This window comes from Micromonospora sp. DT4 (assembly GCF_049841675.1).
GTDB lineage: Bacteria > Actinomycetota > Actinomycetes > Mycobacteriales > Micromonosporaceae > Micromonospora.
Window position 1 is genome coordinate 1 of record NZ_JBNCKT010000102.1, and the last position, 20,048, is coordinate 20,048.

At 71.8% G+C, this 20,048-nt stretch carries 15 protein-coding genes and 2 pseudogenes; 9 read left to right on the plus strand and 8 right to left on the minus strand.

Annotated elements, in window-relative coordinates; genetic code table 11:
* Positions 1–210: 210 nt before the first annotated feature.
* Positions 211–1,944 carry a hypothetical protein gene (locus ACLQ24_RS23225; RefSeq protein WP_425893822.1) on the minus strand — a complete coding sequence of 578 codons (1,734 nt, stop codon included), beginning with the start codon at positions 1,942–1,944 and terminating at the stop codon, positions 211–213.
* A 352-nt stretch (positions 1,945–2,296) separates the two neighbouring features.
* Between ACLQ24_RS23225 and pseB the strand changes: the two genes are divergently transcribed.
* The 6 genes from pseB (at position 2,297) to ACLQ24_RS23255 (ending at position 8,979) form a co-directional block, all read left to right on the plus strand.
* Positions 2,297–3,280 (plus strand): UDP-N-acetylglucosamine 4,6-dehydratase (inverting), encoded by a 984-nt coding sequence (pseB, locus tag ACLQ24_RS23230; RefSeq protein ID WP_425893823.1) that lies wholly within the window; start codon positions 2,297–2,299, stop codon positions 3,278–3,280.
* Complete coding sequence (locus ACLQ24_RS23235; RefSeq protein WP_425893824.1) at positions 3,277–4,434, plus strand: DegT/DnrJ/EryC1/StrS family aminotransferase; 1,158 nt, start codon at positions 3,277–3,279, stop codon at positions 4,432–4,434. Before pseB ends, ACLQ24_RS23235 begins: the two co-directional genes overlap by 4 nt.
* Positions 4,435–4,444: 10 nt before the next feature.
* Positions 4,445–5,296: a hypothetical protein gene (locus ACLQ24_RS23240; protein WP_425893825.1), complete on the plus strand. Its 852-nt coding sequence runs from the start codon at positions 4,445–4,447 to the stop codon at positions 5,294–5,296.
* The gene (locus ACLQ24_RS23245; RefSeq protein ID WP_425893826.1) at positions 5,286–7,124 is read left to right on the plus strand and encodes a class I SAM-dependent methyltransferase; all 1,839 of its coding nucleotides are present in this window, start codon (positions 5,286–5,288) and stop codon (positions 7,122–7,124) included. Before ACLQ24_RS23240 ends, ACLQ24_RS23245 begins: the two co-directional genes overlap by 11 nt.
* 77 nt (positions 7,125–7,201) lie before the next feature.
* Complete coding sequence (locus ACLQ24_RS23250; protein ID WP_425893834.1) at positions 7,202–7,924, plus strand: cytidylyltransferase domain-containing protein; 723 nt, start codon at positions 7,202–7,204, stop codon at positions 7,922–7,924.
* Positions 7,921–8,979: a PseG/SpsG family protein gene (locus ACLQ24_RS23255; RefSeq protein WP_425893835.1), complete on the plus strand. Its 1,059-nt coding sequence runs from the start codon at positions 7,921–7,923 to the stop codon at positions 8,977–8,979. Before ACLQ24_RS23250 ends, ACLQ24_RS23255 begins: the two co-directional genes overlap by 4 nt.
* A gap of 70 nt (positions 8,980–9,049) precedes the next feature.
* Here ACLQ24_RS23255 and ACLQ24_RS23260 read toward each other — a convergent pair whose 3' ends face one another.
* From ACLQ24_RS23260 to ACLQ24_RS23280, 5 genes and pseudogenes are all read right to left on the minus strand, one after another.
* A complete protein-coding gene (locus ACLQ24_RS23260) occupies positions 9,050–11,749 on the minus strand; it encodes a DNA topoisomerase (ATP-hydrolyzing) (RefSeq protein ID WP_425893836.1) in 2,700 nt (899 codons plus the stop codon).
* A gap of 78 nt (positions 11,750–11,827) precedes the next feature.
* A pseudogene (locus ACLQ24_RS23265) lies at positions 11,828–12,595 on the minus strand (LAGLIDADG family homing endonuclease); the annotation flags it as partial.
* Positions 12,581–12,838: pseudogene (locus ACLQ24_RS23270) on the minus strand (DNA gyrase subunit A); the annotation flags it as partial. The pseudogenes ACLQ24_RS23265 and ACLQ24_RS23270, both read right to left, overlap by 15 nt.
* A gap of 32 nt (positions 12,839–12,870) precedes the next feature.
* Positions 12,871–14,928, minus strand: coding sequence for a DNA gyrase/topoisomerase IV subunit B (locus ACLQ24_RS23275; protein WP_425893827.1), 2,058 nt, complete (start codon positions 14,926–14,928; stop codon positions 12,871–12,873).
* Positions 14,929–15,144: 216 nt separating this feature from the next.
* Positions 15,145–15,414 carry a hypothetical protein gene (locus tag ACLQ24_RS23280; RefSeq protein ID WP_425893828.1) on the minus strand — a complete coding sequence of 90 codons (270 nt, stop codon included), beginning with the start codon at positions 15,412–15,414 and terminating at the stop codon, positions 15,145–15,147.
* 380 nt (positions 15,415–15,794) lie between these two features.
* On the opposite strand from ACLQ24_RS23280, the gene ACLQ24_RS23285 reads away from it, so the two are divergent.
* Positions 15,795–17,051 (plus strand): hypothetical protein, encoded by a 1,257-nt coding sequence (locus tag ACLQ24_RS23285; protein WP_425893829.1) that lies wholly within the window; start codon positions 15,795–15,797, stop codon positions 17,049–17,051.
* 69 nt (positions 17,052–17,120) lie between these two features.
* Here ACLQ24_RS23285 and ACLQ24_RS23290 read toward each other — a convergent pair whose 3' ends face one another.
* Positions 17,121–17,291 carry a hypothetical protein gene (locus ACLQ24_RS23290; protein ID WP_425893830.1) on the minus strand — a complete coding sequence of 57 codons (171 nt, stop codon included), beginning with the start codon at positions 17,289–17,291 and terminating at the stop codon, positions 17,121–17,123.
* Positions 17,292–17,483: 192 nt separating this feature from the next.
* Between ACLQ24_RS23290 and ACLQ24_RS23295 the strand changes: the two genes are divergently transcribed.
* Positions 17,484–18,122, plus strand: coding sequence for a hypothetical protein (locus tag ACLQ24_RS23295; RefSeq protein ID WP_425893831.1), 639 nt, complete (start codon positions 17,484–17,486; stop codon positions 18,120–18,122).
* 246 nt (positions 18,123–18,368) lie between these two features.
* On the plus strand, positions 18,369–18,734 hold the full coding sequence (locus ACLQ24_RS23300) for a hypothetical protein (protein WP_425893832.1): 366 nt from the start codon (positions 18,369–18,371) through the stop codon (positions 18,732–18,734).
* Positions 18,735–18,788: 54 nt separating this feature from the next.
* On the opposite strand, the gene ACLQ24_RS23305 is transcribed toward ACLQ24_RS23300, so the two are convergent.
* Complete coding sequence (locus tag ACLQ24_RS23305; protein WP_425893833.1) at positions 18,789–19,736, minus strand: DUF72 domain-containing protein; 948 nt, start codon at positions 19,734–19,736, stop codon at positions 18,789–18,791.
* Positions 19,737–20,048: the final 312 nt, after the last annotated feature.

A 20,048-nucleotide genomic window follows, 5' to 3' on the forward strand; every position in this document is an offset into this window, starting at 1 on the left:
GCCCTCGACGTCCTCAAACAGCTGTTCACCACCGGGCCGTGGTTGCCTCAAACGGCTACCTCAAGCTGAATACGTACCGCGAGGATCGTCGCCAGCACTGATTGCCGCCGCCATTTTCCGTACCGGAAGAATAGTTTTAACCGCGCGTGCGCCCGGTGGACATCCGCCGTTCATGCAAACGCGGCGTCCACCGGGCGAAACGGCGTCGGATCAGCCGCGTCGCCAGGCCGCCCAGTGCTGCCGCTCGTTGCCGCCGAGCCGGACGAAGCCGTACTTCGCGCCGTCCCAGTCGTCCGGCTGGCCGGGGGCCCAGCGGGCGAACACCACCTGCGCGGCGGCGGGTGGCTGCTCGCGGAACCATCGCACGTCGGTCCAGGTCACCTGGTGGCTCAGGTTGAACCGCAGGATGTAGTGCACGCCCGTGGAGGCCCAGACGCGCTCGCCGGGGCGTACGCCGACGTCGGCGACCCGGGGGGTCGGCGCGGTGCTCGCCGCCATCGGTCGCACCAGCCGCTGGTCGATCACCTGCATGGTGAGAAGGTTGACCACGACCAGGGCGCCCAGCAGCGGCAGCCGCAGCCGGGGTACCCGGACCGCGGCCACCAGCACCACGCACGCGCCGATGCCGAGCAGCGACCCGAGCACCGGACGCATCTCCCGCCAGCCGTTGGTCAACGCCATCAGGTCCGGCGCGCCGAAGCCGCCGTAGCGCAGCGAGTGCCCCCGGCTGGCCACGTACGCGAGCCGGACGGCGACCAGCGCGCCGCCGGCGACCAGCAGGCCCACCGCGACCGCCGCCCGGCGCAGCACCACCCGACGCTCCTCGGTGAGCAGCACCCCGAGCCCGACCAGCAGCCAGAACGGTGCCAGCATCTGCACGTAGCGGCCGTAGATCGCGTCCAACGGCTTGCCGGTGATGCCGGCCAGGATCACCGACGCGCCGCTGGCCACTCCGACGCTCACGACCAGTGCGACACCCATCGTCCAACGGGTGGCGTCACCCTGGCGCGGACGCCACAGCTCCTTGACGGCGGCGGCCCAGGCGACCCCGGCCAGTCCGAACGTGATCACCACGAGGTACCAGAGCTGGGTGGTGACGGCCGCCGCGACGCGTACCACCCCCTGCCCGGAGGCGACCGCGGCGACGGTGCCGCCGCCGGGGGTGCTGCCCAGCAGGTAGACCTTGTCCCCGAGGAAGCGGATGCCGGCCTCGTTGACCAGCGCCAGGGCCAGCACCGGCAGCAGCGCCGCGAGCACCGCGACGGCGGTGATCCGGCGGCGGACGAACAGCAGCAGGACCAGGCCGGCGTGTACGGCCACGATCACCAGGCCGCGCGAGTGCAACAGGTGGAACGCCCCCACCAGCAGGCCGACGGTGGCCGCCGCGAGCGGCCCGGGGCGCTCGATCCAGCGGTGCACGGCGAGCAGCCAGGCGACCACGAGCGGCGCCATCACCGTGTCGATCATCGCCACACCGGCGTAGAAGGCGGTGGCCGGCAGCGTGGCCGCCACGGCCGCCGCGAGCAGCGCCGACGCGCGGGGCAGTCGGAGCACCCGCCGGCCGAGGAGGTACGCCAGCGGCAGCAGCGCGGAGTTGACCATCGCGTTGATGAGCTGGACCAGCCGGTAGCTGTCGGCGAAGTCGTGGTGGCCGAGGAACGCGGGCGAGATCAACATGGGGTAGCCGACGCGACGCAGCAGGTCGTTCTCGCTGCTGAACCCGCCCGGACCGCCGGCGAGGGCGCGGGCGGTGTTCAGATAGCTGTCCTCGTCGGTGTGGGCGATGGGCAGCGCGATGTGCCGCGACAACCACATGCGCCAGGTGACACTCAGCACCCAACCGACGAACAGCAGCAGCGGCACCAGCCACCGGCGTGCGGGGGTCGCGGGCGGCGTCCCGGCCGGTACCGCCGGCCGTTCCATCACGTCGCTGCCGGTTGCCATCAACGCCTCCTGAACTGCCGGCCGGCCGGCCGCTGGGCACGCCGGCGCGGCCGGTGACGCTCGGGGATGACCCGCTCGCACCGAGGCGGTGCGGATGTCGGGTGAACGCGGCACCGCCGACGCGCAGGGGCTGCCGGGTCGCTCGCGCGGCCACTGTAGCGGCCGAATCTCCCCTGGTCAGCCCGCTTCCCGGACGGTCGGAAGTGTTCGCCTACGCGGTGCCCGCCATTCACGACAGCAGGGAAAGCGGTTCACCCGCGAGCGCCGGTGCGTTAACCCGCCGCGGTTAGCGTCTCACCCCGGTCGGCCGGCCGAGGGCCGCCGGTTCATCCACGATCACGGGAGCGCCAAATTGAGTGAGTTGAATGGATCGTCCATTCTGATCACCGGGGGAACGGGTTCCTTCGGCAGGACCTTCCTCCGGCACATCCTCACCGAGGCCGACCCCGCCCGGGTGGTGGTCTTCTCCCGCGACGAGCTCAAGCAGTACGAGCTGCGCCAGCAGCTCGGCGACGACCCGCGCCTGCGCTGGTTCATCGGCGACATCCGGGACCGGCACCGCCTCACCCGGGCAATGCACGGCGTGGACCACGTGGTGCACGCCGCCGCCCTCAAGCAGGTGGACACGGCGGAGTACAACCCCTCCGAGTTCATCGCCACCAACATCACCGGCTCGCAGCACGTCGTCGACGCCGCGATCGAGGCCGGCGTCAAGAAGGTCATCGCGCTCTCCACGGACAAGGCGTCCAGCCCGATCAACCTGTACGGCGCCACCAAGCTGGTCGGCGACAAGCTGTTCGTCTCGGCCAACCACTACGCCGCGCACCACCCGACCCGGTTCTCGGTCGTCCGCTACGGCAACGTGGTCGGCAGCCGTGGTTCGGTCGTCCCGCTGTTCCACCGGCTGGCCGCCGAGGGCAAGAGCCTGCCGATCACCGACAAGCGGATGACCCGGTTCTGGATCACCCTCGAGCAGGCCGTGCAGTTCGTCATGGACTCGTTCGACCAGATGAAGGGCGGCGAGCTGTTCGTGCCGCGGATTCCCAGCATGCGCATCCTCGACCTGGTCGAGGCCGTCGCCCCGGACGCCACCACCCACGAGATCGGTATCCGGCCCGGCGAGAAGCTGCACGAGGAGATGATCGCCCCGGACGACAGCCGGCGGACGCTGCGCGCCAAGGACCGCTACATCGTCCAGCCGACCATCGCGGGTTGGGGCTACCAGCCGCCGGTCGACTGCGAGCCCGTGCCGGACGGCTTCGCCTACCAGTCGGACACCAACGACAAGTGGCTCACTGTCGAGCAGTTGCGCGAGATGCTCGGCCTGACCGCATGACAGGGATGCTCCCGTACGGCCGGCAGTCGATCTCCGAGGACGACGTCGCGGCCGTCGCCGACGTGCTGCGCGGCGACTGGCTCACCACCGGACCGCAGGTCGACGCGTTCGAGGCCGACCTCGCCCGTTGGACCGGTGGGGTGGGCGTCGCCGCAGTCTCCAACGGCACGGCGGCGCTGCACGTCGCGTACGCGGCCGCCGGGGTGGGACCGGGCGACGAGGTGGTGGTCCCGCCGATGACGTTCGTGGCGACCGCCAGCAGCGGTGTCGCGCTCGGCGCCAGGATCGTGTTCGCCGACGTCGAGGACGAGACGTTCTGCCTCGACCCGGCCGCGGCGGCGGCGGCGGTCACCTCGCGTACCAAGGTGGTTGCCGCGGTCGACTACGCCGGCCACCCGGCCGACTACGACGCGCTGCGCGCGTCGCTGGCGGGCAGCGACGCGCTGCTGCTCGCGGACGCGGCGCACTCGATCGGCGGGACGTACCGCGGTCGGCCGGTGGGCTCGCTCGCCGACCTGACCACGTTCTCGTTCTTCCCCACCAAGAACCTGACGACCGCCGAGGGGGGCGCGGTCGCCGCGCTCGAGGAGGACATCCTGAAGCGGGCGCGCCGGTTCCGCGGCGTCGGCGTGGTCCGCGACCGCGACGCCTTGCGCTACCCGGACGAGGGCGGCTGGCACCAGGAGGTGCACGAGTTCGGCCTGAACTATCGCCTGCCGGACGTGCTGTGCGCCCTGGGCCGCAGTCAACTGCGCCGGCTCGCCGCGTTCACGGCCCGCCGGGCCGCGCTGGTCGCCCGCTACGACGAGGCACTGGCCGACCTGGACGGTGTACGGCTGCCGGTCCGCAGGTCGTGGGCCGACCCGGCGTGGCACCTCTATCCGATCCGGGTGCTCGACGGCCGTCGCCGCGAGGTGTACGACCGGATGCGCGCCGCCGGGATCGGCGTGCAGGTCAACTACATCCCCGTGCACTGGCACCCCGCCTTCGCGGACCTGGGTTACCGGCGCGGGTCGTGCCCGGTGGCCGAGTCGTTCTACGCCCAGCAGCTGTCGCTGCCGCTGTACCCGGGACTCAGCGACGCCGACCAGGACCGCGTCATCGACGCGCTGACCGCGATCCTGCGGGGCAGCGCGGTGCGTTCCGCCGCCTGATGGGAAGCTGATGCACCACGCGAACCACTTCTACGGCCACGCCCACGTGCTGGCCCGTTACGCCGGTCTCGGCGACCGGCATCCGCCGCGGATCAACGGGTACGTGCAGCACGGCTGGAACATCGGCGACGGCCTGGCGCCGGGCCACCCGTACGCCGACCGCACGCCGAGCCTGCTCTGGTCCGAGCAGACCCGCCGGCGGGCCTGGTCGGTGGGGCGCCGCAACGTCGTCGTCATCGGGGCCCCGTTCATCTACCTGCTGGCCATGCGGCTCCAGGACCCGCCCGAGCAGGAGCGGGAGGGCACCATCTGGTACCCGTTCCACGGCTGGGAGGGTCAGCACGTCAAGGGCGACCACCGGGAGTTGATCGCCCGCATCCGCGACACCGAGCCCGGCCCGGTCACGGTCTGTCTCTACTGGCACGAGTACGGCATGCGCCACGTCCGGCGGCTCTACGAGCGCGCCGGGTTCCGGGTGATCTGCCACGGCTACCGGGGACACTGGTGGAAGGACACCGACCCGGAGTTCCTCGACAAGCAGTTGACCGAGCTGCGCCGGCACCGGCGGGTAGCATCCAACCGGCTGACCAGCGCGATCTTCTACGGCATCGCGGCCGGCTGCGAACCGGCGGTCTACGGCGACCCGATGATCCTGTCCAACGAGGACCCGACCTTCGGCGGCACCGCCCGCATCCGGCGGCAGTGGCCGGAGCTGCACGGCACCTCGGTCGACCTGCCCACGGCGGTCTCGATCGCCCGCGCGGAGCTGGGCGTCGACCACCGCTGCACCCCGGCCGAGCTGCGTGAGCTGCTCGGTTGGGCGAACCTTCCGGAAGAAGAAGAAGACGACAGTGACGACTGAGACGGCACCCGCCGGCCGGATCACCCTGCCGGGCGGCGAGATGCTGGCCTGGTCCGACCTGCCCAGGGAGCGGCTGGCCGACGGAGGACCGCTCGCGGCGCTGGCCGCCCGCATCGTGCCGCCCGGGGCCCGCGTTCTGCTGGCCGGCCCGCACGACCCGGCGCTGCTCGACCGGCTCGCCCACGCCGAGGTGACCTGCCTGCTGCGCAGTCACCCGGACGCGGTGGCGCTGGCCCAGCGGGCCGCCCGCGTGATCGTCGGCGGCCCCGCCGGCCTGCCCGGCGAGGAGACGTACGACGTGGTGATCGCCGCCGCCGGTCTGGACCCGGTCGAGTCGGTGGAGGGCACCCGGCTCGGCTGGGATGGCGTGCTGACCCGGCTGGTCGCGGCGGTACGCCCCGGCGGCACGCTGCTGCTGCGCCTGGACAACCCGCTCGGGCTGCACCGGCTGGTCGCCACCACCCCCTGGTACGCCGCCCGCGACGACTCGGCCTGGCTGATCGGCGGTGTGCTCGACCAGGCCCACCCCGCCAACCGGGACCAGCTACGCCAGCGACTCACCGACGCCGGGCTGCGACCGGGCACCTGCTGGGCCGCGTACCCCGAGGGCGCGACGGCGACGGCCCTGCTCGACGCCGACCAGCTCGACCGCGGCGCGCACCGAGGGCTGTTCGATGCGGTGCTGCACGGCGCCTGCGCCGGCGCCTTCGCCCCCACGACGGTGCTCCAGGACCCGGCCCGGCTGGCCGTGGACGCCCTGCACGCCGGGCGCGCCGCCGACCTGGCACCGGCCTGGCTGATGCTGGCCCACCGGCCCGGCGGGCCCACCGACTCCCCCGCCGACGGGGATCTGCCGGTGGCGCTGGTGCAGACGGGGTCGTCCGGGCAGCCCGGGATCGGCGTGCTGGAGGTGTGCGACGGCCCGTCCGGCTGGCGGTGGGGCCATGTCGCCACCGCCGACACGACCGCGCGGAGCGCGCCGTTCGCCAGCCGCGAGGCCGCGTACCGGGACCCGGACGCGCTGACCGGGCCGGTGCCGTCCGGGCGACTGCTGCATACCCTGCTGCTCGACGCCGCGCTACGCCGCGACCTGGCCACGGTGCGCACGCTGTTGCACGGGTACGCGGGCTGGCTCGCCGACCAGGCCGACGCCGACGGACGACTCGCCGGCGCTGCCGCGGTGGCCAGCGCCGACAACATCGTGGTCGACGGGGAGCGCTTCGCGGTGCTCGACCCGAGCTGGCGGGCCGCCGACCGACTCCCCGGCGACGTGGTGCTGGCCCGCGGGCTGTGGCGCTTCGCGGCGGGCCTGCTCACCGGCGGGTACGCCCACCCGTGGTCGTCCACCCTCGACGTCGCCGGCCTCACCGTCGTCCTCGGCGGGCTCGCCGGCCACGACCTGGATCGGGCGACCGTGGCCGAGGCGGTACAGGCCGAGGCGGCGATCACGGCCACGCTGCACGGCCTGGACGCCGAGCAGCGCACGGCTCTCGCCACCGAACTGCAGGCGGTCGAACCGACCGACCCGCCGGTCGGCGCGCACAGCTACCAGCAGCTTCGGGAGGCGTGGCTGCGCCAACGCGAGGAGATCAGTCGGCTCGCGGCCCTCACCCGGTGGACCGACGAGCTGCTCACCTCCCGGGAGCGGGCGCTACGCCGGGCCGAGGCGAAGATCAGCCTGCTCAGCGGGTCCATCAGCTACCGCGTCGGGCGGCTCGCCATCACTCCCGCCCGGCTGGCCAAGCGGGGTGCGCGTGCCGCGAAGCGGCGAGCCCGGGCCGTGCTCGCCCCGAAGCAACTCGTCGCGAAGCAGGAGGAGCAGCAGTGAGCGACGACGACAACGCGCCCGCGACGGTGACCCGGCCCGACCCGACGGTCGGTACGGGAGCGGCCGTCGGGCCACGGATCGTCGGGATCGTGCAGGCCCGGATGGGCTCGTCGCGGCTACCCGGCAAGGTGCTGCGCCCGCTCGCCGGGCGGTCGGTGCTCGGCCGTGTCGTCCGCGCCGCCCGCGACAGCGGCGTCCTGGCCGACCTGGTGGTCGCGACGAGCACCGACGCGGTCGACGACGCGGTGGTCGACGAGTGCCGACGGCTCGGCGTGCCGTGCCACCGGGGGCCCGTCGACGACGTGCTGGGCCGGTTCGTGGGCGCGCTCGCCGCGCACCCGGGCGACGCGGTCATGCGGTTCACCGCCGACTGCCCGCTGCTCGACCCGGAGATCATCACGCTGGTCGCCTCGGTGTACCGGGCCGTGCCCGGCCTGGACTACGCGAGCACGTCGATCGCCCGCACCCTGCCCCGGGGGCTGGACGTGGAGATCATCCGCGCGGAGACCCTGCGGACCCTGGACCGGCTCGCCACCGGTCACCACCGGGTGCACGTGACCTCGTACGCGTACACCCATCCGGAGCTGTTCCGGGTACTTGGGGTGACCCTCACGCCGGACCGTTCGGCGCTGCGGCTGACCCTCGACACCGAGCAGGACTGGGCGCTGGTCAGCGCCGTCGCCGACCACTTCGGCGACATGAGCGTGCCGCTGGCCAAGCTCGCCGACTGGCTCGACGGGCAACCCCGACTGCGCGCGCTCAACGCCGACGTACGCCAGAAGCGGCTGGAGGAGTCCTGAGCACGCTACGGGTCGGGCTGCGCTGCGACGCCGGGCCTCGGCGCGGCGTCGGGCACCTCGTCCGCTGCCTGGCGCTCGCCGAGGAGTTTCTCGGCCGGGGCGCGCACGTGGCGGTGTTCGGCACGGTCGAGCGGGTCGGCTGGGCCAGCGCCGAACTGGCCGCGCGCGGCATCGAGCTGCACCCCGGCCCGGAGTCACCGGGCGAGCTGGTCGAGGCGGCCCGACGACACGACCTCGACGTGGTGGTCCTCGACTCGTACGAGTTGGACCCGGCCGGAGCCGGCGCCCTGCGCGCGGCCGGCGTGCTCACCCTCGCCATCATCGACGGCGACAGTCGTGGGCAGGACGCCGACCTGTACCTCGACCAGAACTTCGAGGCACGGCATCCGGCGCTGCCCGGGCGGCTGCTCGCCGGCAGCGGGTACGCCCTGCTGCGCGACTCGGTCGTGACCGCCCGCCCCGCGACGCCCCGGCCCGCCACGACGGTCGGCAGGCCCCGGGTGCTGGCGTTCTTCGGTGGCACCGACGCCGTCGGCGCGGCGCCGGTGCTGACCCGGGTGCTGCTCGCCACCGGCCACCCGATGGACCTCACGGTCGTCGTCGGGCGACCCGAGATCGAGGCCGAGCTGGAGACGATCACCCCTGGGCGTGGACAGATCGTGCGTCCCGTCCCGCCCACCGGCTCGCTGCCCACACTGATCACCGAGGCGGACCTGGTCGTCAGCGCCGCCGGCACCTCCACCTGGGAACTGTGCTGCCTCGGTGTGCCCGCGGCGCTGGTCTGTGTGGTCGACAACCAACGGGAGTCGTACACCCGGGTGGTCCGGCACGGCCTGGCCGCCGGCCTCGGCGAACTGCCGGAACTGGCCGCGGCCGGGATGCCGGGGCGGGCCGCCCGGGCGACGGCGGCGCGAACGCTCAACGGGCTCCTCAGCTCGCCGCAACGCCGCGCGGCGCTGGCGGCCCGGGCCTGGGCCGCCGTGGACGGCCGGGGCCGCGCCCGGGTGGTGGACGCGGTGCTCGACGCCGTACGCCCGGCCGCCGTCGCGGACTGACGACGCGCGTTCTCCCACCTATGATCCGTCGACCAGGCGAACGGGGCGCAGAGGTGCGGCGGGGGTGGGGTCAGTCGCGTTCGATGAGGTGGCCTACCACCGTTGGGCCGAGCATCACCGCGAAGCCGCTGCCGTCGCGACGCGGGTCGGCCGCCGGCAGCTCCACCGGCTCGCCGGTGGCCGTCGCGCCGACCGGGCGAGGGCCCACCCAGGCCACCGCGACATCCGTCTCACCCTTGAGGAAGCGGTGGGCACGCACGCCGCCGGTCGCCCGGCCCTTCGCCGGGTACTCCTGGAACGGAGTGACCTTGACCGTCGCCCCGGTGGAGGTGACCACCATCGGCTCGCCGTGACCCGGGTCGTCGGTGCGTACCGCGCCGAAGAAGACCACCCGCGCCCCAGCCGGCAGGTTGATGCCGGCCATGCCGCCGCCCTTGAGGCCCTGCGGGCGGACCAGCCCGGCCGCGAAGCGCAGCAACGACGCCTCCGAGGTGACGAAGGTCAGCGTCTCGGTGCCGTCGGTCAGCCAGGTCGCCCCGACCACCTCGTCACCCTCCCGCAGGCCGATCACCTCGAACTCGTCGGAGCGCACCGGCCACTCCGGCGCGCACACCTTCACCACGCCGTGCCGGGTGCCCAGCGCCAGCCCGGGTGAGGTGTCGGCAGCGCCGCCGAGCGGGACCAGACCGACCACGGTCTCCCCCGCCTCCAGCGGCACCAACTCGGCGGCGGACATCCCGCCGCGCAGCGACACCGTGCCGGCCTGCTCGGGCAGCACCGGCAGCGGCAGTACGTCGATCTTGAAGGCGCGACCCGCGCTGGTGACCAGCAGCACCCGGCCACGGGCGGTGGAGTGCACGATCGCGCGTACCGTGTCGTGCTTGACCCGGCCGTTGCGGCGACGCCCCTCGGCGCTCTCCTCCGACTCGGCCGCGGTCCGGGCGACCAGCCCGGTCGCGGACAGGATCACCTGGCACGGATCGTCGGCGACCTCCAGCGGGCCGGCCGGCGCGGACGCCGCCAGCACCTCCTTCAGGTCACCGTCGACGAGCGTCGTCCGCCGTTCGGTGGCGAACTGCTTGACCACGGCCGCCAGCTCGTCGGAGACCAGCTTCTTGAGCACCCGCTCGTCGTCGAGGATCGTGGACAACTCGGCGATCTCGGCGCGCAGCCGCTCCTGCTCGGCCTCCAGCTCGATCCGGTCGTACTTGGTCAGGCGGCGCAGCGGCGTGTCCAAGATGTAGGTGGCCTGGATGTCGGAGAGACCGAACTGGCTCATCAGCCCGTCCTTGGCCGCCTGCGCGTCGTCGCTGCCACGGATCAGCCGGACCACCCGGTCGATGTCGAGCAGCGCGATCAACAGACCGTCGACCAGGTGCAGTCGCTCCTCGCGCTTGCGGCGGCGGTACGCGCTGCGCCGGGTGACCACCTCGTACCGGTGGGCGAGGAAGACCTCCAGCAGGGCCTTCAACCCGAGGGTACGGGGCTGACCGTCGACCAGCACCAGGTTGTTGACGCCGAAGGACTGCTCCAACGGGGTCAACCGGTACAGATCGGCGAGCAGCGCCTGCGGGTTGACCCCCACCTTGCACTCGACCACGAGGCGGATGCCGCTCTCCCGGTCGGTGAGGTCCTTGACGTCCGCGATGCCGGTCAGCCGCTTGGTCTTGGTGACCTCGTTGGTGATCGCCGCGATGACCTTCTCCGCGCCGACGCCGTAGGGCAGCTCGACGACGGTGATCGCCTGGCGACCGCGGCTGCCCTCGAGCGGGCCGATCTCCACCTTGCCGCGCATGCGCACCACGCCGCGCCCCGTCTCGTACGCGCGGCGCACCTCGTCGAGGCCGAGCAGCACGCCGCCGGTGGGCAGGTCAGGGCCGGGGACGAACTCCATGAGCTTGTCCAGGGTGGCGTCCGGGTGGTTGATCAGCCAGCGGGCCGCGGAGACGACCTCGGCGAGGTTGTGCGGGATCATGTTGGTGGCCATCCCGACCGCGATCCCGGACGCGCCGTTGACCAGCAGGTTCGGAAAGGCCGCCGGCAGCACGGTCGGCTGGGTCAACGACCCGTCGTAGTTGGGCTCGACGTCGACGGTGTCCTCGCCCAGCTCACCGACGAGCAGCATCGCCTCGCGGGACATCCGCGCTTCCGTGTAGCGGCTGGCAGCCGGGCCGTCGTCTGGAGAACCAAAATTTCCATGGCCGTCGATGAGCGGCACGTTGAGCGAGAAGTCCTGCGCGAGGCGGACCATCGCGTCGTAGATCGCCGTGTCGCCGTGCGGATGGTATTTACCCATGCAGTTGTGAACGACGTAGCCATCGGCGACGAAGGCATGGTCGTCATTGCCCACCTGGATGTCATATGTAACGTCCGGCGGCACTGCTTCGACCGATGAGACCCGCAGGAACGAATGACCAACCAGCGCGTCCAGCCGAGCGGCGAGCGGTGAACCAAGCCGGTGGAGTTTCTGGATCCAGCCGTCCCGAACTGCCCGCTCCAACTGGAACGACCGCTCCGCGACCGGAACCCCATCCCGGTCCTTGCCATACCGCACCTTCGGGCCACCGTTTGCCGAGAGCGACGCACGAAACGCCTGCCCGGCCTGATCCCGGAACCATCCACCGCCCTGATGGGCTGCGGTGAATTCCGCAACCACCGGGCCGTACGGCAACCGGTCATTGCCCTGTTTGCCGCTGTACTGGTAGTCGATGTTCGCAACTCGTTGCAGGTCATCATGCTTGTAGCCGATTCGCACCCACGGCAGCAGCATCCGAGCGAGGACTGCGGCGTCTCGCCCTGATAGGGAGAGCCCGTGAAGTGGGTTTCCAGCAGAACGAAGACCGCTGGTCCAGTGGTGCCCGTGCAACCCCAGGTCGGCGAGAATGGCGTTGATCTGCCGGACCAGTAGTTTGCTGGTGCTGACGAAGACCACCTCTCGGAACCGCTTGCGGACGTAGCCGTCGCCGTCGAAGAAGCCAGCAAGGAACGGTACCCAAGCCGGCCGGTTACCGACGATGTCGCGCGGTACGTGCTTGTTACGGCTGAGCGGCTCGGTAGCCTCCAACAGCCCTTCGTGCCGGCTGAACGTCAGGATGTGCTGATCACGATGACGGGGATTGGTAGCCTCACGCTTTCCGCGGGAGACGTTCACCCCACTGGCGATGGCCCAGCCGTGAGCGACATCGAGCGGTTCGATGTCACACATGTGGATCCGAACCCGACCGTCCGCTGCGCGGTTCCGGTCGGCCGGGAAGCCCTCGGCTACCAGCAGCCCGCACACGTAGTCGTAGACGTCGCCAGGTTGCGTCGACACCTCGCTACGGCGGCTCCCGCAGGCCAGCGCAAGGCGTCCCGCAAGATCCCGAGCCTCGGCCCACTGCACCGAGAGGTCGTCCGCGACCACCCGGAAGCGTTGGCCTGGGGTGACGAGCATCGTGTGCCCATTACTCCAGGTGACGCGCACGAGGTCGGAGGTCGGGTTTCGATACACGGCGGTGACCGGGACCGAAGCGCCCTCACCATCCAGCACGAGGTCTCCGACCTCGATCTCCTCGATCGGTCGCAGGCCATCAGGCGTGGAGACCAGCGTTCCGGCAATGAAGCAGTCCCCGACAATTCGGGCGGACTTCACATGCCCTCGGTCGGGGCGGTAGCCCTGCTCGTACATCGACCAGAGGATGCGCCGGTGCACGGGCTTGAGCCCATCGCGGGCGTCCGGCAGGGCACGGGAGTGGATGACCGAGAAGGCGTACTCCAGATAGGAGTCGGAGACCTCGGTGACCAGCGGATTGTCGAAGACCCGCGCACCGGCCTGGTCGAACGAGGAGAGATCGACCTTGTTGTCCTTACGGCGTGCCATGACTCAGCTCTCCACGTGGGCGGGACGGGTACTCATGCGTCGATCGCCTCGCGGTCGACCCGGTCGGCGGAGTCGATCAGCCAGTTGCGGCGTGGCTCGACCTTCTCGCCCATCAGCAGTTCGAGGATGCGCTCGGCGGCGTCCACGTCGTCCAGGGTGATCCGGCGGACGGCCCGGGTGGCCGGGTTCATCGTGGTGTCCCACAGCTCGTCGGCGTCCATCTCACCGAGGCCCTTGAAGCGTGGGATGGGCGTGACGATCTGCTTGCCGGCCTTCTCCAGCTTGCGGACCGTCGCCTCCATCTCGGCCTGGGTGTAGGTGTAGACGGTCTGCGGGTTGCGCCCCTTGGTCGTGATCTTGTGCAGGGGCGGCATCGCGGCGTAGAGCCGGCCGGCCTCGATCAACGGCCGCATGTAGCGGGCGAAGAGGGTGATCAGCAGCGTACGGATGTGCGCGCCGTCCACGTCGGCGTCGGCCATGATCAGCACCCGGCCGTAGCGCAGCGCGGCGAGGTCGAACGTCCGCCCCGAACCGGCCCCCAGCACCTGGACGATGGCCGCGCACTCGGCATTGTCCAGAACCTGCTGGAGGTTGGCCTTCTGCACGTTGAGGATCTTGCCGCGGATCGGCAGCAACGCCTGGTATTCCGACGAGCGGGCCATCCGGCTCGTACCCAGCGCGCTGTCACCCTCCACGATGAACAGCTCGCTACGGTCGATGCCCGTGGCGCGGCAGTCGACCAGCTTCGGCGGCATGGACGCGCCCTCCAGGGCGGTCTTGCGCCGGGCGGCGTCCTTCTGCTGCTTCTGGGTCAGCCGCACCCGCGCCGCGTCGACGATCTTCTGCAGGACGACACGGGCCTCGGCCTTGGTGCGCCGGTCCTCCATCCAGGCCTTGACGTGCGCGTCGACGAGGCTCTGGATGACCTTGGTGATGCCCGTGGTGGACAGCTCGTCCTTGGTCTGGGAGGTGAACTGCGGCTCGGGAATCCGCACGTGCACCACTGCGGTCATCCCCTCCAGGACGTCGTCCAGGGTGGGCGGCTCCTCCTTGGCCTTGAGCAGACCGCGGGTGTTGCGGACGGCGTCGGCGAGGGTGCGCACCAGGGCCCGTTCGAAGCCCTTGCGGTGGGTGCCACCGTGGGCGTTTCGGATCGTGTTGGTGAAACACTCCACGGTGCGCTCGTAGCCCGTCCCCCAGCGGAACGCCACCTCCACCTCGGCGCGGCGCTGCACGTTGGACTGCATGACACCGTTGGCGTCGGCGGCGTTCTCCCGGTACGTCCCCTCGCCGTTGACCAGCAGGGTGCCGGAGACCGGCCGGTCACCGGCCGGCGCGAGGAACTCGACCATGTCGCTGAGCCCGTTGGGGTAGTGGAACCGCTCCTCGGCGGGGGCCTCGCCGGTCAGGTCGCGCAGCAGGTACGTCACGCCGGGGACCAGGAACGCGGTGTTGCGCAGCTTCATCCGGACAGCGTTGACGTCGAGCGCCGCGCCGGTCTCGAAGTAGCGGGCGTCGTGCCACCAGCGGATCGAGGTGCCGGTGCGCTGGCCGCGCTTCATCGCGCCGATCACCTGGAGGCCGGGGCCGGCGGTGAAGGGCGCGTCCGGCCCGTCGCCGTCGAAGATCCCCGGAACGCCGTGCCGGAACGACATCGAGTGGACCTTGCCGGCCCGGCGGACGGTGACGTCGAAACGACGGGACAGCGCGTTGACGGCGGAGGCGCCGACGCCGTGCAGGCCGCCGGAGGTCTTGTAGCCGGAGCCGCCGAACTTGCCGCCCGCGTGCAGGCGGGTCAGCACCAGCTCGACGCCGGAGATGCCGGACTTGGCGTGCACGTCCGTGGGAATGCCCCGACCGTCGTCGTCGACCTGCACCGAGCCGTCGGCGTGCAGGATCACCTCGACGTTGCTCGCGTGACCGGCGACACCCTCGTCGGTGGAGTTGTCGAGGATCTCGTTGACGAGGTGACCCACGCCACGGCTGTCGGTGGAACCGATGTACATGCCGGGCCGCTTGCGGACGGCGTCCAGCCCCTCGAGGTGGGTGAGGTCATCGGCCCCGTACAGGGTGTCAGGCTCTGCGGTCAACTGGTCGTACTCCCCGGTCTCGGCGGTGTGGTGCCGCGTCCGAACTGTCGGTCGGCCGGCGCGCGCCGGAGCGAGCCTAACCGGCAGATGTGACACGACGACGGCACCCCGCAGTCGAGGCCCGCATCCCCGTTGCGGATGCGAGCCTCGACATCGTGTGGTGTTGTCCGGTTTCGACGCGTCAGCCGCGCCGTGAGCGGTTGGTGGTCGGCCGCCCTACGGCGCCGGCACCTGGATAACAAGCGAGCTGTAGCCGACGTTCCCGACGCTGTCCACGGCGACGACGTACAGCGTGTTCGTGCCGTAGGCAGGCGTGGGCAGGGTCACCGACACCGTCTTGCCGGTCCAGCCGAGGCTCGTGCCGGCCTCCGCCTCCTCGGTGGGCGGGCTGTTCCAGCCGTAGCGGAAAAGAGGGCGGCGGGCTGGGTGGGCGCCGAGCCGTAGTCGACCAGCAGGCGTGCCGTGCTCGGGCCGAACCTCTTCCACCGGTCCGCCGTGCTCTCGCCGGTTCCGCGTCCGCAACCTGCTCTCCGGGGAGATGGGCGCGCTGCGGTGGGCGCAGTGGCTGTGCGTACTCCTGACCTGGGGTGTCGGTCTGAACGCGCTCGGCGCGGCCGGGCGCGGCCGGGCGAGGGCGACACCGGCGCGAAGGCGTCACCCCGGCGCTAGCCGACAGGCCGGCGCGAGCGTCGGCAATCGATGCCATCCACAGTGACGCGTGACCCCGTGCTGGGCGCACACCGCCGCGCCCGCGCCGTCGTGTCTTTCGTCGAACGATTCTGTTACGGGCCATTGACGCCCGTTGCACAGGGGTGATCTGATCGCGCCCTCAGAGAATCTTTCATCTTTCGATGGATGGGGGCCCCATGCCCAGGTTCCGCCGTACCGCGCTCGCCGCGGCACTCACGATCGTCACGGCCGCGTTGTCGACCGCCGTCGCGCTGCCCGCCCCCGCGACCGCCGCGCTGCCCACCGCCGCCGTGGCGCTCGGCGACAGCTTCATCAGCGGGGAGGGCGCCGGGGCGTACACCCCGGTAGTCGACGCCAACGGGGTCACCCAGGGCTTCCCCGGCTGGACGGCGGAGAACAACAACGCCTTCTTCTGCCACCGGTCGGCGAACGCCTCGCTGAACCAGGCGACCCTGCCCGGCATCCAGAACCGGTTCAACCTGGCCTGCTCCGGCGGCCAGCCGCACGACATCGCCAACGCCTCACAGGCGCGGGCCAGAGGCCGTACGGTCGCCGCGCAGCTCGACCAGCTGCGTGCCGTCGCGCAGACCCAGGACATCGACCTGGTGCTGATCGGCCTGGGTTCCAACAACAGCTCGTTCACCTTCGGCAGCGTCGCGGAGACGTGCGCCAACCGGTTCATCGCCGACGCCTGGACCGGCTGGTGGGAGTTCTGGGCGTACCTGAACGGGCCGGTGGAGCAGAAGCCGTGCAGCGACGCGGACCTGGCCACCGCCGCGCAGCTCAGCGCCGCGACCGCTGAGACCACCGCCGCCGTACGCCAGATCCTGACCACCCTCGACCAGGTGGACGCGGACGGGCAGCACCGGGTGGTGTTCCAGGACTACACCAACCCGCTGCCGCTGGACCTGAACGCGGCGTTCCACGAGGAGGACGGGCGCGACGACACCCGGGACAAGTTCCGCGACCTCGGCGCCGAGCGGTACGCGGCCGGCTGCCCGATCCACCGGGCCAGCCTCGCCCCGGGGCACCGCTTCTCCCAGGGCCTCGGTGGCATCGTGAAGTCCACCCGGGACACCCTGGCCGCCGAGTTCCCGGCCGACGACCTGGTCTACCTCAACGTGCAGCGTGCCTTCGACGGCGCGCGGCTGTGCGAGTCGACGTCCAGCCCGACCGGCGCGCTGGCCACCCCCATCCGGCTGCAGGACGGCGCCACGGGCACCTTCGTGACGAGCCTCGCTGGCAAGGACAAGATCGCCATTCAGCGGATCGCCAACACCTGCGTCAGCTACCTCCAGACCTGCCAGGAGTCGTGGCACCCGAACGCCACCGGGCACCAGGTGCTCGGCCAGTGCCTCGCCGGCGCCGCCGTCACCGCCGCCCGCGCGGTGTCGTGTGTCCGCGCCAGCAACGGGACGATCTCCGTCTCCTGACCGGTTCCGTCACCGGAGGCCCCGTCAACCGGCGGGGCCTCCGTCGTGTCCGCGCCCTTCGGCGCCTACTCACTCCTCCTGGTCGAGCGGCGTCAGGTCCCCGTCGCGTTCCACCTGGATCTGCGCGTGGTCCTTGCGCGGTGCGACCTCGGCGGTGTTGCGGTGCGGATCGTTGTCCGGGTGCATGAGCACCGCGTCGGTCTTGGGGGTCTTCTCGCGGACCTCGTCCGGCTGCGACATGCCGTTCCCCTCTCCGTCAGCGTCGACGGGATCTACCCACCGCCGCGCCGACGACTCCTCCCGGGGCGATCTGCGACCACGACGCCCGGATGTCCCCTCGCGGCGCGCTGGCGGAGATCGACCGTCGGACGACGGGTTAGCCGCCCGGGCGACGGGTAAGCCACGTCGCCCGACACGGCGGAAGGGGATCACATGTCCGAACGACACACCGCACTGCGCTCCATGCACGATCTGGGTCTGGCGGCCTGGTTCGGCGGCTCCCTCATGGGCGCCTTCGGCGTCAACGGCGCAGCGGCGAAAATCAACGACTCGACCCAGCGGCTCCCGGTCGCCTCGGCCGGATGGTCGAAGTGGACGCCGGTCAACGCCGCCGCGATCGGCGCGCACCTCGCCGGAGCGGTCGGCGAACTGGTCACGGAGAGCCCACGGGTGGCGGCCCAGCGCGGAGTCGGCCGGGTCAGCGCCATCAAGACGGCCCTGACGATCGGCGCGCTCGCCGTCACCGGCTACAGCCGGTTGGTCGGCATGCGGTTGGAGAAGGCGGGGGGTCCGCCGGTGAACGGCCCCACCGAGCCCAACCACCAGACACCGGCCAGCGTCGCCTCCTCACAGCGACAGATGAAGTTGCTCCAGTGGGCGATCCCGGCACTGACCGGATCACTGGTCGTGGTCACCGCGTACATGGGTGAGCAGCAGAAGCCCGGTCAGGTGCTGCGGGGGATCCTGAGCCGCAGCGGCGGGATGCGCAACGCGCCGACGGGCCTGGCCAAGATAGGCATAGGCATAGGCATGGGCGTCGGCAAGCGGCAGATGGCGATGGCCGGACGCTGAGCGTCGGGCCTGCCGGTGTCCCGCCGGACCGCCTGGTTCGGTCGACACCGTCACACGACACCCGCCGCGCCGTCCGTTCCGTCGACGACGGGGCACCGGCCGGCCCCGCGCAGCACGCGGCACGCCTGACGGGCAGGGGCCGGAGATTCGGCCGGCCCCCGCGTCGCGGCCCCGGGTGGGCAGGACCGGGCCTGGCAACGGGCAACCCGTCCGTCGACAGCGGCGGACCAACCGAGCGAGGTGGCCATGACGGCACACGAGGGACGCGGCGGTGACCGGCTCGAACCGGAGGCGACCAAACCGTGGGGCACCGGCGACGGCTTCGACGCCGACGCGCCCTGGGGTGCGGACGACGACTCGCCGATGGACGAGGGCAGCGAGGAGACGGCGGTGCCCGAGGGGCGGCGCGGTGAACGGCGCGCGGGTGCCCCGGCCGGGCAGAGCGGTCCGGCCGGCCGGCACGGCTTCGGCTCGGTCGAGCCCACCCGCACCACGATGGCGGGGCCGGGCGCGCCGCCGGACCCGGCACCCAGCGGCCGGAGCTTCCCCGACGACGCGGAGGTCACCGAGCGCTCCCAGGACACGCTGCGCAGTCGGGGTCGGCGCTCCTGATCACCACCGCTGCCCGTGTGCCCCGCTCGGGACGGGGTGCACGCGGGCGGCCCGTCAGCCGGTCGACGCCGCGACGGTCTGACCGTCGGACGGCCGACGCGGCCCGACCGGCACCCGCGCGTCGGCGAGCATGGTCTCGGCGAGCAGTTGCGCCAGCCGGGTGGCGTCGCGCTGGGCCTGCCCGGCGCAGCAGTTGTTGAACAGCACGTGCAGGTCGTCGACGTCCGCGGCCAGGCCGGCCAGCCGTTCCGCCCAGTCGCGCAGCTCCTGCTCGGCGTACGCGTAGCGGAACTTGTCCTGCTTGTCTCCGTCGCGCCAGGCGTCGCTGTGGCCGTGGAAGCGGACGATCGCCGGCTCCGCCGTCCGCGTCAGGATCGGTGGCACCGAGGACGGGTGTCCCTGCGGCATGTCCACGCAGACCAGTGAGAGGTCGTGCGCGCGCAGCAGGTCCAGGGTCGCGGCCGTGGCGGCGCCGTCGAACCAGGACCCGTGCCGCAGCTCCACCGCCACACGCCACGGCCGGCACCGCCGGGCCAGCTCCACGATGCGCCGCTCGGCGGCGGCACCGCGCGCCAGCCAGGGCGGGAACTGCAGGAGCACCGTGCCCAACTTGCCGGCGGCCGCGATCGGGTCCAGCGCCGCCCGGAAGCGGACCCACAACTCGTCGTACGTCTGCTCGGGCAGGTCGCGGCGGCGGACCCGGCTGGGACCGGCGGCCGGCCGCAGGTCGCGAGGCAGCACGGCGACCGGCGTGGGGTGGCCGGTGAAGAGGCTGAACGCCTTGACGTCGAAGGTGAAGTCGTCGGGCGTCGCGTCGACCCAGCCCTGCGTCGTCTCCGGCACCGGAACGGCGTAGTAGGAGGTGTCCACCTCGACCAGCGGGAAGCGGCCGGCGTAGAAGGCCAGCCGGCCCGCCGGCGTGTTGGCCGAGCGGGGATACCAGCCGGAGCGCAGCAGCGACTGGTCCGCCCAGGACGACGTGCCCACCTTGATGACACCCATGTCATTCAGTGGACAGTCCCGCGCCCCGATCGGCAACCGCTGGACGCCGATCATGCCCCCGTCGTGTCCGACCTCGAAGTGTCGGTGCCCGCTCCTAGCCCGAGTTTCCTAGATAAGTTGATCTTGGCTGGAGACTTCGCTGGTCAGACCTTGTTTCGACGCCGGTTTGGCGTATGACCTAACTTCGCGGTTTCCATCGATGTAGGTCGAAGATGTCCATGAGGTGTTGCTGGATGGGGCTGGTCTCGGTGAGCATCCGGCGGGCTTTGGGCCGACCACCGGTGGAGGAGTAAATCAGTACGGTTTCGCCGA